Origin of the sequence: Citrobacter sp. TBCP-5362, from assembly GCF_005406305.1 — a bacterium.
Classification (GTDB): domain Bacteria; phylum Pseudomonadota; class Gammaproteobacteria; order Enterobacterales; family Enterobacteriaceae; genus Citrobacter_B; species Citrobacter_B koseri.
Map to the genome: position 1 here is coordinate 977317 of NZ_CP040234.1, position 14260 is coordinate 991576.

Annotated in this window: 15 protein-coding genes; 9 read left to right on the forward strand and 6 right to left on the reverse strand. The window is 58.3% G+C overall.

The features are described 5' to 3' along the window. Window positions 1-37: 37 nt before the first annotated feature. From flhA to hypA, 6 genes are all read right to left on the reverse strand, one after another. Window positions 38-2116 (reverse strand): formate hydrogenlyase transcriptional activator FlhA, encoded by a 2079-nt coding sequence (gene flhA / locus FD428_RS04720; protein ID WP_024130895.1) that lies wholly within the window; start codon window positions 2114-2116, stop codon window positions 38-40. A 303-nt stretch (window positions 2117-2419) separates the two neighbouring features. Continuing rightward, window positions 2420-3430, reverse strand: coding sequence for a hydrogenase expression/formation protein HypE (gene hypE / locus FD428_RS04725; RefSeq protein ID WP_114848664.1), 1011 nt, complete (start codon window positions 3428-3430; stop codon window positions 2420-2422). Continuing rightward, entirely contained in the window at window positions 3427-4548 is a 1122-nt protein-coding gene (hypD, locus tag FD428_RS04730) for a hydrogenase formation protein HypD (protein WP_012134841.1), read from the reverse strand. Before hypD ends, hypE begins: the two co-directional genes overlap by 4 nt. Next, window positions 4548-4820, reverse strand: a complete 273-nt coding sequence (gene hypC / locus FD428_RS04735; protein ID WP_047461662.1) for a hydrogenase 3 maturation protein HypC — start codon at window positions 4818-4820, stop codon at window positions 4548-4550. The genes hypD and hypC overlap by 1 nt, the downstream gene beginning before the upstream one ends. Beyond that, window positions 4811-5683: a hydrogenase nickel incorporation protein HypB gene (gene hypB, locus FD428_RS04740; protein ID WP_012134839.1), complete on the reverse strand. Its 873-nt coding sequence runs from the start codon at window positions 5681-5683 to the stop codon at window positions 4811-4813. Before hypB ends, hypC begins: the two co-directional genes overlap by 10 nt. A gap of 103 nt (window positions 5684-5786) precedes the next feature. Continuing rightward, complete coding sequence (hypA, locus tag FD428_RS04745; protein ID WP_024130894.1) at window positions 5787-6158, reverse strand: hydrogenase maturation nickel metallochaperone HypA; 372 nt, start codon at window positions 6156-6158, stop codon at window positions 5787-5789. 209 nt (window positions 6159-6367) lie between these two features. Here hypA and hycA point away from each other — a divergent pair, with 209 nt between their 5' ends. The 9 genes from hycA to hycI all read left to right on the forward strand — a co-directional run bounded on the left by hycA (window position 6368) and on the right by hycI (window position 14255). Next, a complete protein-coding gene (hycA, locus tag FD428_RS04750) occupies window positions 6368-6829 on the forward strand; it encodes a formate hydrogenlyase regulator HycA (protein ID WP_012134837.1) in 462 nt (153 codons plus the stop codon). Between the two features lie 146 nt (window positions 6830-6975). After that, window positions 6976-7587, forward strand: coding sequence for a formate hydrogenlyase subunit HycB (gene hycB / locus FD428_RS04755; RefSeq protein WP_047461668.1), 612 nt, complete (start codon window positions 6976-6978; stop codon window positions 7585-7587). Next, the gene (gene hycC / locus FD428_RS04760; RefSeq protein ID WP_114848663.1) at window positions 7584-9410 is read left to right on the forward strand and encodes a formate hydrogenlyase subunit 3; all 1827 of its coding nucleotides are present in this window, start codon (window positions 7584-7586) and stop codon (window positions 9408-9410) included. Before hycB ends, hycC begins: the two co-directional genes overlap by 4 nt. 2 nt (window positions 9411-9412) lie before the next feature. Then, window positions 9413-10336 (forward strand): respiratory chain complex I subunit 1 family protein, encoded by a 924-nt coding sequence (locus FD428_RS04765; protein ID WP_104868271.1) that lies wholly within the window; start codon window positions 9413-9415, stop codon window positions 10334-10336. A 17-nt stretch (window positions 10337-10353) separates the two neighbouring features. Continuing rightward, a complete protein-coding gene (gene hycE / locus FD428_RS04770) occupies window positions 10354-12063 on the forward strand; it encodes a formate hydrogenlyase subunit HycE (RefSeq protein ID WP_012134832.1) in 1710 nt (569 codons plus the stop codon). A gap of 9 nt (window positions 12064-12072) precedes the next feature. Beyond that, window positions 12073-12615, forward strand: coding sequence for a formate hydrogenlyase complex iron-sulfur subunit (locus FD428_RS04775; protein WP_114848662.1), 543 nt, complete (start codon window positions 12073-12075; stop codon window positions 12613-12615). Then, a complete protein-coding gene (gene hycG, locus FD428_RS04780) occupies window positions 12615-13382 on the forward strand; it encodes a formate hydrogenlyase subunit HycG (protein ID WP_012134830.1) in 768 nt (255 codons plus the stop codon). Before FD428_RS04775 ends, hycG begins: the two co-directional genes overlap by 1 nt. After that, window positions 13379-13789, forward strand: a complete 411-nt coding sequence (locus FD428_RS04785) for a formate hydrogenlyase maturation HycH family protein (RefSeq protein WP_058668007.1) — start codon at window positions 13379-13381, stop codon at window positions 13787-13789. The genes hycG and FD428_RS04785 overlap by 4 nt, the downstream gene beginning before the upstream one ends. Then, entirely contained in the window at window positions 13782-14255 is a 474-nt protein-coding gene (gene hycI, locus FD428_RS04790) for a hydrogenase maturation peptidase HycI (RefSeq protein ID WP_114848661.1), read from the forward strand. The genes FD428_RS04785 and hycI overlap by 8 nt, the downstream gene beginning before the upstream one ends. Window positions 14256-14260: the final 5 nt, after the last annotated feature.

Consider the following 14260-nt stretch of genomic DNA (forward strand, 5'->3'; position numbering starts at 1 on the left):
CCTTTCGTTGAGATATCTGCCAGTATAGCCAGAGATGCTATACCAATGCATCTTTATCAATGCCTAATCGTTTCATGCGAGAGAGCAGGGTGGTGCGCTTCAGCCCCAGACGCTGCGCGGCGCCTTTTGGCCCCGCCACCACGCCATTTGTCTCTTTCAACACGCGCATAATGAGCTGAAATTCATCCTCGCCCTCCTGGGCGACTTCGGTGGCGACCGGCGGCGCGCCCGGCGTGAGCATTCCCATGTCCGGCAGCGAGAGTTGCAGCACGTTGCCCCGCGTCAGCAGAACGGCGCGCTCGACGACGTTTTCCAGCTCGCGGACGTTCCCCGGCCACTCCATATTGCTCAGCGTACGCAGCGTTTCGGCAGGAATACTGTTGATGTTGCGCCCCATCCGGCGGGCGATTTTAAAGGTGAAGGCTTTGACCAGCAGCGGAATGTCCTCCGGGCGCTCGCGCAGCGGCGGGAGCTGGATCGGAAAGACGTTCAGACGGTAATAGAGATCGTTGCGGAACTCACGATCGGCCACCATTTTTTTCAGATCGCGGTTGGTGGCGGCGATCAGCCTGACGTCCGTCTGGATCAGTTTATTGCTGCCCAGACGTTCAAATTCCTGCTCCTGGAGCACGCGCAGCAGTTTCGGCTGTAGCTCCAGCGGCATGTCGCCCACTTCATCAAGAAACAGCGAGCTTTTATCCGCCAGCTCAAAACGACCAATACGCTGCGCGCTGGCGCCGGTAAAGGCGCCGCGCTCGTGACCAAACAGATCGCTTTCCAGCAGCCCGGCGGGCATCGCCGCGCAATTCATCTTCACCATTCGCCGTGCGTTCCGCCCGCTCAGATTATGAATCGCCCGGGCAATCAGCTCTTTACCGGTTCCTGTTTCACCGAGGATCAGGACGGTGCTGTCGCTTTGCGCCACCATCTCCACCTGCTTGAGTACGTTGTACATGGCTTCGCTGCGACCGATTATCTCGCCAAATTCGCTATCCACGTTATTGAGCTGCTCGGTAAGCGCCAGGTTCTCGTCGACCAGACGCTCTTTCAGCCGGTGAATCTCCTGATAGGCGAGGGCGTTGTCCACGGCAATCGCCACGCGTTCGGCAATCTGGCGCAGCAGTTTGAGGTTGGCGGTGGTAAACACTTTCTCTTCGCATTGCGCCAGCTTCAGCACGCCGAGCATTGTATTGCCGGACATCAGCGGCAGCAGACACAGGGTCTGTATCTGGTTGCCCCAGGTGTCGAACAGCATACGTTCGTACGGCGCAAGCGTATCCCGCTCGTTCAGGTTAATCAGCAGCATCTCTTTGCTTTTGAAAACCCGTTCAGAGAGCGTTCCCGCTTCGTCCACTTCGCTTTGTTCATGCGCGGGATTATGTTCATCCAGATAATGCGTGGAATAGATGCTCAGCTTGTTTTTGCGGGAGCTGTGCAGGACGATGCTAATGGCATCGATATTAAAGTAGTGGTGGATCTCTTTCGCGACTTCGCTCACCAGTTCGTCGATGTCCAGCCGTGAAAGCACGGCATTGGTGATCGCCACCAGAATGCGGAAGTTGTCGCGCTCACGGCACAGGAGATCGTAGTCAACGTTATTGCTGACCCGACACTGAATTTGCTCAGCGACCACTGCGACAATCTGGGTGAAGGTTTGCAGACGTTCGTACTCTTTCTCGCTCCACGGCTGGTCGTTTTGGCGGATGAATTCGCAGCCGCCAAAAATGCGCCCTTCAGCGGCCAGCGGCAGCAAACAGTAGTGGCCAAATTCACCGTACAGCCCGTTTGTCGCCAGTTGTGGCCAGGTTTCGCTGAATTCGTGATGATTGCAGTGCAGCGCATCGGGGCGCGAGAGAATGCGCCGAACCGGGCCGTGTGCCAGCACGGTTTCGTCTTCATACGCGACAGGTTTACCATTTTCGCGAGTTGCATAATAACGCGCGCGTTGTGTCTGTGGCTGCCATAACACAATAGCCGCGCTGTCGGCCAGCGCTGAGCGCTTGACCAGTTGCGAAAGCGCTTCACTGAGCGACGCCAGGTCGGGCTGCTGCAATAATGTACGAGTGATGTCGAACAAACCTTGTTGTCCGAGATCGCTCATCGGTGTATACGACATGTTGCTTTTCCAGAAAAGCACCGCGATGCGGTGCGAAAACGGTAAATAAATTATAGATATAGGTAATATATTTTGGGTATCACCGCAGGCCTGTCCATCCGCAGGCCTGATAAGCGCAGCGCCATCAGGCACCTTTGCCGGATGGCGGCGTAAACGCCTTATCCGGTCTACAAACTGCGTCGAACCGTAGGCCTGATAAGCGCAGCGCCATCAGGCGCCTTTGCCGGATGGCGGCGTAAACGCCTTATCCGACCTACAAACTGCATTGAACCGTAGGCCTGATAAGCGCAGCGCCATCAGGCGCTAGCATATACGCGGCAACGGTTCGGCGTGGGGTAAATCAAGGGTACGTTTCACGCCATACAGACCGGCCAGGCGAACGCCTCTGCGTTCAACTACCTCGCCGATCGGCGCCGCATCGCGGCCCAGCGGGTGCGCGCGCAGCGCGTCAAGTACCGCGTCTGCGGCCTGGCGCTCAACGGCGATCACCAGTTTGCCTTCATTGGCAAAGTTAAGCGCATCCAGCCCCAGCAGTTCGCAGACGCCGCGCACCGCCGGTTTGACCGGCAGCGCGGATTCGGACAACTCAATACCGAAGCCGCAGGCGGCGGCAAACTCATGGGCGACAGCATTCACGCCGCCGCGCGTCGCATCGCGTAAGGCTTTCACGCCTGGAATATCGCGCAGCGTCTGAATAAGCGGGGTTAATACTGCGCAGTCGCTGACCAGCTCGCCATCCAGCCCCAGTTGTTCACGCAAATTGAGGATCGTTGCGCCATGATCGCCGAGCGTGCCGCTGACCAGCAGCACATCTCCCACGCTTAATGTCTGCGCCCCCCAGTGAATATTGGCGGGAATCGCCCCCATCCCGGCGGTGTTGATGAACAGCTTATCCGCCGCGCCGCGCTGAACGACTTTGGTATCACCGGTCACAATGGCGATACCGGCTTCGCGCGCGGTTGCCGCCATGCTGTTCACCACGCTTTTCAGCGTATCCATCGGCAGACCTTCTTCGAGGATAAAGCCGCAGGAGAGATAACGCGGGATTGCGCCGCTGACCGCCACGTCGTTGGCCGTGCCGCAAATCGCCAGTTTGCCGATATTGCCGCCGGGGAAAAACAGCGGGTCAATAACATAGCTGTCGGTGGAGAAGGCCAGGCGGTCGCCTTCCGCCGCCAGTTGCGCCAGTTCAAGACGCGCCTGATCTTCCTGCTCAGCCAGCCACGGGTTGGCAAAGGCCTCCATAAACAGGCTGTTAATCAGCTGCTGCATGGCCAGACCGCCGCTGCCGTGGGCAAGTTGTACGCTGTTCATGCTTCACACTCCTGCTGACGATATTGATACCAGGCGGCGCATGCCCCCTCGGAGGAGACCATTAACGCGCCGAACGCCGTCTGCGGGTTACAGGTCGTGCCAAACAACGGGCACTGGTGCGGTTTGCACTTGCCGGTGAGCACTTCTCCGCAGCGCGCACGCGGATCGTCGCACACCTGTTGCGGTGCCGGGCGGAAGTGCGCTTCGGCGTCAAACCGCTGGTAGTCTGGCGTCAGGTGGACACCAGACGATTCAATCACGCCCAGCCCGCGCCATTCGCTGTCGCCGTTGACGCAAAACACCTCGGCGATAGCCTGTTGCGCCAGTAGATTACCGGCATCCGGCACCACGCGACGGTACTGGTTCTCAACCTGGCTATGGGAGGCTATTTTCTGCTCAACCAGCATGACGACGCCTTGCAGTAGATCAAGCGGTTCGAATCCCGCCACCACCAGAGGACGATGGAAATCCGTCGCGATGAAGCTATAGGCGTCGGTGCCGATCACCATGCTGACGTGACCCGGCGCGAGAAACGCGTCAATTCCGTTATCCGGCTGCTCCAGCAGGCTGCGCAGCGTTGGAATAAGCGTGATGTGCTGGCAGAAAAAGTAAAAGTTCTGCACGTTGCGAAGCTTCGCCTGTTGCAGCGTGATGGCGGTGGTCGGCATGGTGGTTTCAAATCCCAGACCGAAGAAAACGACTTTGCGCGTTGGGTTTTCCTGCGCCAGTTTCAGGGCATCCATTGGCGAATAAACAATGCGGATATCTGCGCCACGGGCTTTGGCCTGCAATAGCGAACCCTGTTTCCCCGGTACGCGTATGGCATCGCCAAAGGTGCAGAAAATCACCTCAGGATGGCTGGCGATCTCCACGCAGCTGTCAATTCTGCCCATCGGCAGCACGCACACCGGGCAGCCGGGGCCGTGGATAAACTCCACGTTGTCGGGCAGCAGCTGGTCGAGGCCGAACTTGAAGATGGCGTGCGTATGACCGCCGCACACTTCCATGATGCGCAGCGGACGTTCGGCGGTATAAGGGAGATGCGCGGCACGTTCACGCAGGTGATCAATCAACTGCATCACCTGTTCCGGCGCGCGATATTCGTCAACAAAACGCATTATTTTTCCTCGCCATACAACAAAGCGCCGACGTCTGGTTCGACATCAAACATGTTTTGCAGCGCGTCGAGGGTGTCGCGCGCTTCCGCTTCGTTAATCACACTCATGGCAAAACCAACGTGAACCAGCACCCACTGGCCCAGACGCGGCTCACCGCTCTCATCGCAACTGCCAACCAGCGTCAGGTCGACATCGCGCTGGATGCCGCAGACATCGACTTTCGCCTGATTGCCGTCAATGGAGCGAATTTGCCCCGGAACGCCTATGCACATCGCTGTGCCTCCAGCCAGTTCAGCCACCGATCCATCCCTTCGCCGCTGGTGGCGGAGATGAGGATGATCTCAATGTCAGGATTGACTTCCCGGGCGCTGGCGATGCACTTCTCAACGTCAAAATTGAGGTACGGCAGCAGATCGACTTTGTTCAGGAGCATGAGCGAAGCGGCGGCGAACATATGCGGGTATTTCAGCGGCTTGTCTTCGCCTTCCGTGACGGAAAGCACCGCCACTTTATGGCGCTCGCCGAGGTCAAAGCTGGCCGGGCAGACAAGGTTGCCGACGTTTTCGATAAACAGAATACCGTTGTCGGCCAGCGGCAGACGCGGAGCGGCATCGGCAATCATTTGCGCATCAAGATGGCAGCCTTTGCCGGTGTTGACCTGAATAGCGGGCGTACCGGTCGCGCGGATGCGGGCGGCGTCGTTGACCGTCTGCTGGTCGCCTTCAATCACCGCGCACGGCACACTGTCTTTTAACTTCATCAGCGTTTCGGTCAGCAGGGTGGTTTTACCGGAACCGGGGCTGGAGACAAGGTTGAGCACCAGATGCTGGCGGGCGGCGAAGCGGGCGCGGTTGCGCTCGGCCAGACGGTTATTTTTGTCCAGCACGTCAATTTCGACTTCCAGCATCCGGCGCTGGCTCATACCCGGCGCATGGGTTCCCGCTTCACCGTGACCGTAGTGCAGATCGCCTTCTGCGGTCTGGCTCGGGGTAAAGGCGGATGTCTTCACGCCGGTGATGTTCAGCGCCGGGCGAGCCGCCGGGGCAAAAGGCGCGCTACGAAACGCCGAATGGGGATTATGCTCATCTCCCTCTATATAAAGGTTGCCTTCACCGCAACCGCATGTCGTACACATCGCTCACTCCTGATCTCTATCTTGCGGTAACTCTATTGCCGGATGGCGGCTTTGCTTTATGCAGCCTACAACTCAGGCCATTCCTGTCGGCCGGATAAGACGCTCAGGCGTCGCTATCCGGCGTTGGATTACTGTCTATTTCAATTCGGCGAATCTGCAATCCGTCATCGGCCACAATGCGTAATGTGTCGCTCTGGCATTGCGGACAACGGCGCACGCGCTGCGTCAGTAACGTGACGTACTGCTGACAAGACTCGCACCAGCATTCGGCTTCTTGTTCTTCGAGGTGGAGTTTACAACCTTCCGCCAGGGTGCCACGGCATACCAGATCAAAACAAAAGGCGAGAGCGCTGGTTTCTACGCAAGAAAATGCGCCAATTTTGAGCCAGACCCCAGTTACCCGTTTTGCACCGTGCGCTGCGGCCTGTTGTTCAATTAATTCCAGTGCCCGTTGGCAGAGAGTTATTTCGTGCATATCGCCTCCCGAATTCATTGCCCTGAATAAGCAATAAATATGCCAGTTATTTTTCCCTTGCTTGTGACAATGACGACGATGACGAAATGACATGTCGTCACAGCGTCGAACGTGATGGCTGTTTTTGTATCATCATGAAAAATAAAGGTTTAAAAACTGGCATGGAAAATGCTTAAGGCTGGCTATCTCTGCTAACCGGGTAACCTGACATGACTATTTGGGAAATAAGCGAAAAGGCTGATTACATCGCGCAGCGGCATCATCGCCTGCTGGACCAGTGGCGAATCTACTGCAACTCACTGGTTCAGGGGATCACCTTATCAAAAGCGCGTCTGCATCACGCCATGAGCTGTGCGCCGGACAAAGATCTGTGCTTTGTGCTTTTCGAGCACTTCACGATTTACGTCACCCTGGCGGACGGCTTTAACAGCCACACCATCGAGTATTACGTCGAAACCAAAGACGGTGAAGATAAGCAGTTGATTGCACAAGCGCAATTGACCATTGACGGCCTCGTTGATGAGAAGGTCAGTAACCGCGATCGCGAGCAGGTGCTGGAGCACTATCTCGAAAAAATCGCCAGCGTTTACGACAGCCTGTACACCGCCGTGGAAAACAATCGCCCGGTGAATTTACGTCAACTGGTAAAGGGAAATAGCCCGGCGGCATAAGCACGAGGCGCTGCCCGTTGTTACTCGCGGCGTGCGCTTCACGCTGCATATGAATGTTTGAGGGGATGGGAATGTCGATAAGTGTCGAAAATGACATTTTTCAGACATGTTTTCGTCAAAAATGACTATCACCTGAGGAATGCCTGGTGAATCGTTTTGTAATTGCTGACTCCACGCTCTGTATTGGCTGCCACACCTGTGAAGCAGCCTGTTCAGAGACGCATCGCCAGCACGGCCTGCAATCAATGCCGCGGCTGAAAGTGATGCTCAATGAAAAAGAATCCGCGCCGCAGCTGTGTCACCACTGTGAAGATGCGCCCTGTGCCGTGGTGTGCCCGGTGAACGCCATCAATCGGGTAGACGGCGCCGTACAGTTGAATGAAAGCTTGTGCGTAAGCTGCAAGCTGTGTGGCATTGCCTGCCCGTTCGGCGCGATTGAATTTTCCGGCAGCCGTCCGCTGCATATTCCGGCGAATGCCAATTCACCGAAAGCCCCGCCGGCGCCTCCCGCGCCGGCACGCGTCAGCACGCTGCTGGACTGGGTGCCGGGCGTGCGCGCCATCGCGGTCAAATGCGATCTGTGCAGCTTCGACGAACAAGGCCCGGCCTGCGTGCGGATGTGTCCGACCAACGCGTTACACCTGGTGAATAACATGGATATCGCCCGCGCCAGCAAGCGCAAACGTGAGCTGACCTTCAACACCGATTTTGGCGATCTCACCTTGTTTCAGCAGGCGCAAAGTGGGGAGGCAAAATGAACGCAATTTCACTGATCAATAGCGGTGTGGCCTGGTTCGCGGCGGCGGCCGTACTGGCATTTCTGTTCTCCTTTCATAAAGCGCTGAGCGGCTGGGTCGCCGGTGTCGGCGGCGCGGTCGGCAGTCTGTATACCGCGGCGGCGGGTTTTTCCGTCCTGGTGAATGCGACAGCGGTCAGCGGCGTGATGCCGTTGATCGGTCATGGTTTACAAATCACCCCGCTGAACGCCATCTGGCTGATTACGCTGGGGCTGTGCGGGCTGTTCGTCAGCTTGTACAACATCGACTGGCATCGTCACCCACAGGTGTTAGCCAACGGGCTACTGGTAAACCTGCTGATGGCGGCGGCAGTTTGCGCGGTCGTCGCCAGCAATCTCGGCACGCTGGTGGTGATGGCGGAAATCATGGCGCTGTGCGCGGTGTTTCTTACCGGTTGCAGCAAAGAGGGCAAACTGTGGTTTGCGCTGGGGCGTATCGGTACGCTGCTGCTGGCTGTCGCCTGCTGGCTGGTGTGGCAGCGTTACGGCACGCTGGAGCTGCGTCTGCTCGATCTGCGCGCCCAGGCGCTGCCGCTCGGTTCTGACATCTGGCTGCTCGGCGTAGTCGGTTTTGGTCTGCTGGCCGGGATTATCCCGCTGCACGGTTGGGTGCCGCAGGCGCATGCCAACGCCAGCGCGCCGGCGGCGGCCCTGTTCTCTACCGTGGTGATGAAAATGGGTCTGCTGGGCATTCTCTCTTTATCGCTGATTGGCGGCAATGCGCCGCTGTGGTGGGGCGTTCTGCTGCTGGTGCTCGGCATGATCACCGCGTTTGTCGGCGGTCTGTATGCGCTGATGGAACATAACATTCAGCGTCTGCTGGCGTACCACACTCTGGAAAACATCGGCATTATCCTGCTCGGTCTGGGCGCGGGCGTCACCGGTATCGCCCTTAATCAACCGGCGCTGATTGCGCTCGGCCTGACCGGTGGTCTCTATCATCTGGTCAACCATAGCCTGTTCAAAAGCGTGCTGTTTTTGGGCGCGGGCAGCATTTGGTTCCGTACCGGGCACCGCGACATCGAAAAACTGGGCGGTATTGGTAAACGTATGCCGGTGATTTCTGTCGCGATGTTGATTGGCCTGATGGCGATGGCCGCGCTGCCGCCGCTGAACGGGTTTGCCGGTGAGTGGGTTATCTATCAGTCCTTCTTCAAACTGGGCAACAGCGGCGCGTTCATTGGCCGTCTGTTAGGGCCGTTGCTGGCCGTCGGGCTGGCGATTACCGGTGCGCTGGCGGTGATGTGTATGGCGAAAGTCTATGGCGTCACTTTCCTCGGCGCGCCGCGTACCAAAGAGGCGGAAAACGCCTGCTGTGCGCCAATCCTGATGGGGGTGAGCGTCGTCGCGCTGGCCATTTGCTGCGTGCTGGGCGGCGTTGCCGCGCCGTGGCTGCTGCCGCTGATCTCCGCTGCCGTGCCTCTGCCGCTGGAGACGGCGAATACCACCGTTTCTCAGCCGATGATTGCGCTGCTGCTGATCGCCTGTCCGCTGCTGCCGTTCATCATCATGGCGATTTTCAAAGGCAACCGTCTGCCGTCACGTTCACGCGGCGCGGCCTGGGTCTGTGGCTACGACCACGAGCAGTCGATGGTGATTACCGCCCACGGTTTCGCCATGCCGGTGAAAGAGGCCTTTGCCCCGGTACTCAAGTTGCGTAAATGGCTTAACCCGGTATCGCTGGTTCCGGGCTGGCAGAATGCGGCGGCACCGGTTCTGTTCCGCCGCCTGGCGCTGATTGAGCTGGCGGTGCTGGTGGTGATTGTGGTTTCACGAGGAGCCTGAGAATGAGTGTGTTATATCCGTTAATTCAGGCGCTGGTGTTATTCGCCGCAGCGCCGCTGCTGTCCGGTATTACCCGCGTGGCGCGTGCCCGGTTGCACAACCGTCGTGGGCCGGGCGTTTTGCAGGAGTATCGCGACCTGATCAAGCTGTTGGGGCGCCAGAGCGTTGCGCCTGCCGATTCCGGCTGGGTCTTTCGCCTGACGCCGTTTGTGATGGTCGGCGTCATGCTGACTATCGCGACCGCGCTGCCGGTGGTGACGGTTGGTTCACCGTTGCCGCAGTTGGGCGATCTGATCACCCTGATCTATCTCTTTGCGATCGCCCGCTTCTTCTTTTCTATTGCCGGTCTGGATACCGGGAGTCCGTTTACCGCGATCGGCGCAAGCCGCGAAGCGATGCTCGGCGTACTGGTGGAGCCAATCCTGCTGCTCGGCCTGTGGGTGGCGGCGCAGGTGGCCGGTTCCACGCACATCAGCAATATCACCGACACGATTTACCACTGGCCGGTAGCGCGCAGCATTCCGCTGATGCTGGCGCTGTGCGCCTGCGCGTTCGCCACCTTTATCGAGATGGGCAAACTGCCGTTCGATCTGGCGGAAGCGGAGCAGGAGTTGCAGGAAGGCCCGCTGACCGAATACAGCGGCAGCGGCTTCGCGGTGCTGAAGTGGGGCATCAGCCTGAAACAGCTGGTGGTGCTGCAAATGTTTGTCGGCGTATTCCTGCCGTGGGGACAGATGGAAACCTTCAGCGCGGGTGGGCTGCTGCTGGCGCTGGTCATTGCCATCGTCAAGCTGATCGCTGGCGTACTGGTGATTGCCCTGTTCGAAAACAGCATGGCGCGCCTGCGTTTTTGCGCCACTTCACGCGTGACCTGGGCAGGTTTTGGGTTTGCGTTTTTAGCATTCGTCTCCTTGCTGGTGGCGTGATTTAAGAGAGTTTGAGCATGTCTGAAGAAAAATTAGGTCAACAATACCTTGCGGCGCTGCACCAGGCTTTTCCGGGCGTGGTGCTGGACGAAGCCTGGCAGACCAAAGATCAGCTGACCCTCACCGTGAAGGTGAACTACCTGCCGGAAGTGGTGGAGTTTCTCTACTACAAACAGGGCGGATGGCTCTCGGTACTGTTTGGCAACGACGAACGCCAGCTGTGCGGCCACTATGCCGTTTACTACGTGCTGTCGATGGAGCAGGGGACGAAGTGCTGGATTACCGTGCGCGTTGAAGTCGATGCCAACAAACTGGAGTTCCCGTCCGTGACGCCGCGCGTGCCGGCTGCGGTGTGGGGCGAACGCGAAGTCCGCGACATGTATGGCCTGATCCCGGTCGGCCTGCCTGATGAACGCCGCCTGGTGCTGCCGGATGACTGGCCGGATGAACTCTATCCGCTGCGTAAAGACAGCATGGATTACCGTCAACGCCCGGCGCCGACCACCGATGCCGAAACCTACGAATTTATCAACGAGCTGGGTGACAAGAAAAACAACGTGGTGCCGATCGGCCCGCTGCACGTCACCTCTGATGAACCGGGCCACTTTCGTCTGTTTGTTGACGGCGAAAACATTATCGACGCCGATTACCGCCTGTTCTACGTCCATCGTGGCATGGAGAAACTGGCGGAAACCCGCATGGGTTACAACGAAGTCACCTTCCTGTCGGACCGCGTGTGCGGCATTTGCGGCTTTGCTCACAGCACCGCCTATACCACCTCCGTCGAGAATGCGATGGGCATCGTGGTGCCGGAACGCGCGCAGATGATTCGCGCCATTCTGCTGGAGGTGGAGCGTCTGCATTCGCACCTGCTGAACCTCGGTCTGGCCTGTCACTTCACCGGCTTTGACTCCGGCTTTATGCAGTTCTTCCGCGTGCGTGAAACGTCGATGAAAATGGCGGAGATCCTTACCGGGGCGCGTAAAACCTACGGTCTGAACCTGATCGGCGGGATTCGTCGCGATCTGCTGAAAGAGGACATGATCCAGACCCGTCAACTGGCGCAGCAGATGCGCCGCGAGGTGCAGGAACTGGTGGATATGCTGCTCAGCACGCCGAACATGGAGCAGCGCACCGTCGGCATTGGGCGCCTCGACCCGGAAATCGCCCGCGACTTCAGTAACGTGGGGCCGATGGTGCGCGCCAGCGGCCACGCCCGCGATACCCGCGCCGATCACCCGTTTGTCGGCTACGGGCTGCTGCCGATGGAAGTGCATAGCGAGCAGGGCTGTGACGTCATCTCCCGTCTGAAAGTGCGCATCAACGAAGTGTACACCGCGCTGAACATGATCGATTTCGGCCTGGACAACCTGCCGGGCGGCCCGCTGATGGTGGAAGGCTTTACCTATATCCCACACCGTTTTGCGCTGGGCTTTGCCGAAGCGCCGCGCGGGGATGACATCCACTGGAGCATGACCGGCGACAACCAGAAGCTGTACCGCTGGCGCTGCCGTGCGGCGACCTACGCCAACTGGCCGACCCTGCGCTATATGCTGCGCGGTAACACGGTCTCCGACGCGCCGCTGATCATCGGTAGCCTCGACCCTTGCTACTCCTGTACCGACCGCATGACCGTGGTGGATGTGCGTAAGAAGAAGAGCAAAGTCGTGCCGTACAAAGAACTTGAGCGCTACAGCATTGAGCGTAAAAACTCGCCGCTGAAATAAGGAATCGCCATGTTTACCTTTATCAAAAAAGTTATCAAAACCGGCGCGCCGACGTCGTCGTATCCGCTGGAGCCGATTGCGGTCGATAAAAACTTCCGTGGCAAACCGGAGCATAACCCGCAGCAGTGTATTGGCTGCGCAGCCTGCGTCAATGCCTGCCCGTCGAATGCGCTGACGGTTGAAACCTGCCTTGTTACCGGCGAGCTGGCCTGGCAGTTCAACCTCGGGCGCTGCATCTTTTGCGCCCGCTGCGAAGAAGTGTGCCCGACGGCGGCGATTAAACTCTCGCAGGAGTATGAGCTGGCGGTGTGGAAGAAAGCGGACTTTCTGCAACAATCCCGCTTTACGCTGTGCAATTGCCGCGTGTGCAACCGTCCTTTCGCGGTGCAGAAAGAGATTGATTACGCCATCGCGCTGCTGAAACACAATGGCGACAGCCGCGCGGAATATCACCGTGAAAGCTTTGAGACCTGCCCGGACTGCAAGCGTCAGAAATGCCTGGTGCCGTCCGACCGTATTGAACTGACTCGCCATATGAAAGAGGCCAGCTGATGAGCAATTTATTAGGCCCACGCGACGCCAACGGCATTCCGCTGCCGATGACGGTGGATGAATCCATCGCCAGCATGAAGGCGTCTTTGCTGAAAAACATTAAGCGTTCGGCGTATGTCTACCGCGTGGACTGCGGTGGCTGCAACGGCTGCGAAATCGAAATTTTTGCCACCCTTTCTCCGCTGTTTGACGCTGAACGTTTTGGCATCAAGGTCGTCCCGTCGCCGCGTCATGCGGATATTCTGCTGTTCACCGGGGCGGTGACGCGCGCGATGCGTTCTCCGGCGCTGCGCGCCTGGCAGTCCGCGCCGGACCCAAAAATCTGTATCTCTTACGGCGCCTGCGGCAACAGCGGCGGTATCTTCCACGACCTGTACTGCGTCTGGGGCGGCACCGACAAAATCGTACCGGTGGATGTCTACATTCCGGGCTGCCCGCCGACGCCTGCGGCAACGTTGTACGGTTTTGCGATGGCGCTGGGTTTGCTGGAACAGAAAATTCACGCCCGCGCGCCGGGTGAACTGGACGAGCAGGCGGCAGAGATTCTGCATCCCGACATGGTGCAGCCGCTGCGCGTGAAGGTGGATCGCGCGGCGCGTCGTCTGGCGGGTTATCGCTATGGCCGTCAGATCGCCGATGATTACCTGACCCAACTGGGACAGGGTGAACATCAGGTGGCGCGCTGGCTGGAAGCGGAAAACGATCCGCGTCTGACCGAGATCGTCACTCACCTGAATCATGTGGTTGAAGAGGCGCGTATCCGATGAGTGAAACGGTGGTGTTCAGTCAACTGAGCCGTAAGTTTATTGATGAGAACGATGCGACGCCCGCCGAGGCGCAGCAGGTTGTCTATTACAGCCTGGCGATTGGCCACCACCTTGGGGTCATCGACTGCCTGGAAGCGGCGTTAACCTGCCCGTGGGAGGATTATCTGGCGTGGATCGCGACTCTGGAAGAGGGAAGCGAGGCCAGACGTAAAATGGAAGGCGTGCCAAAGTACGGCGAGATCGTCATCGATTTTAACCATGTGCAAATGCTGGCGCGCGCTTTCGACAGCGCGCTCGCTGCGCAAAGCCCGCAACAACAGGCGTGGAGCAAGCTGATGCTGAGTATGCTCCACGATATTCATCAGGAAAGCGCCATCTATCTGATGGTGAGGAGACACCGTGACTGACGTTTTATTGTGCGTCGGCAACAGTATGATGGGCGATGACGGCGCCGGGCCGCTGCTGGCCGAAATGTGCGCCGCGCAGCCTAAAGGCAACTGGGTTGTTATTGACGGCGGCAGCGCGCCGGAGAACGATATTGTCGCGATCCGCGAACTGCGCCCGGATCGTCTGCTGATTGTCGATGCGACCGACATGGGGCTGAATCCGGGCGAGATCCGCATCATCGACCCGGATGACATCGCCGAAATGTTTATGATGACCACCCACAATATGCCGTTGAATTACCTGGTGGATCAGCTGAAAGAGGACGTTGGCGACGTGATTTTCCTCGGCATCCAGCCGGATATCGTTGGCTTTTATTATCCGATGACGCAAGCGATTAAAGACGCGGTTGAGGTAGTTTATCAGCGTCTTGAAGGGTGGCAGGGGAATGGTGGATTTGAGCAGTTGATTGCTGAGGGCGAGGAGTAGGCGTC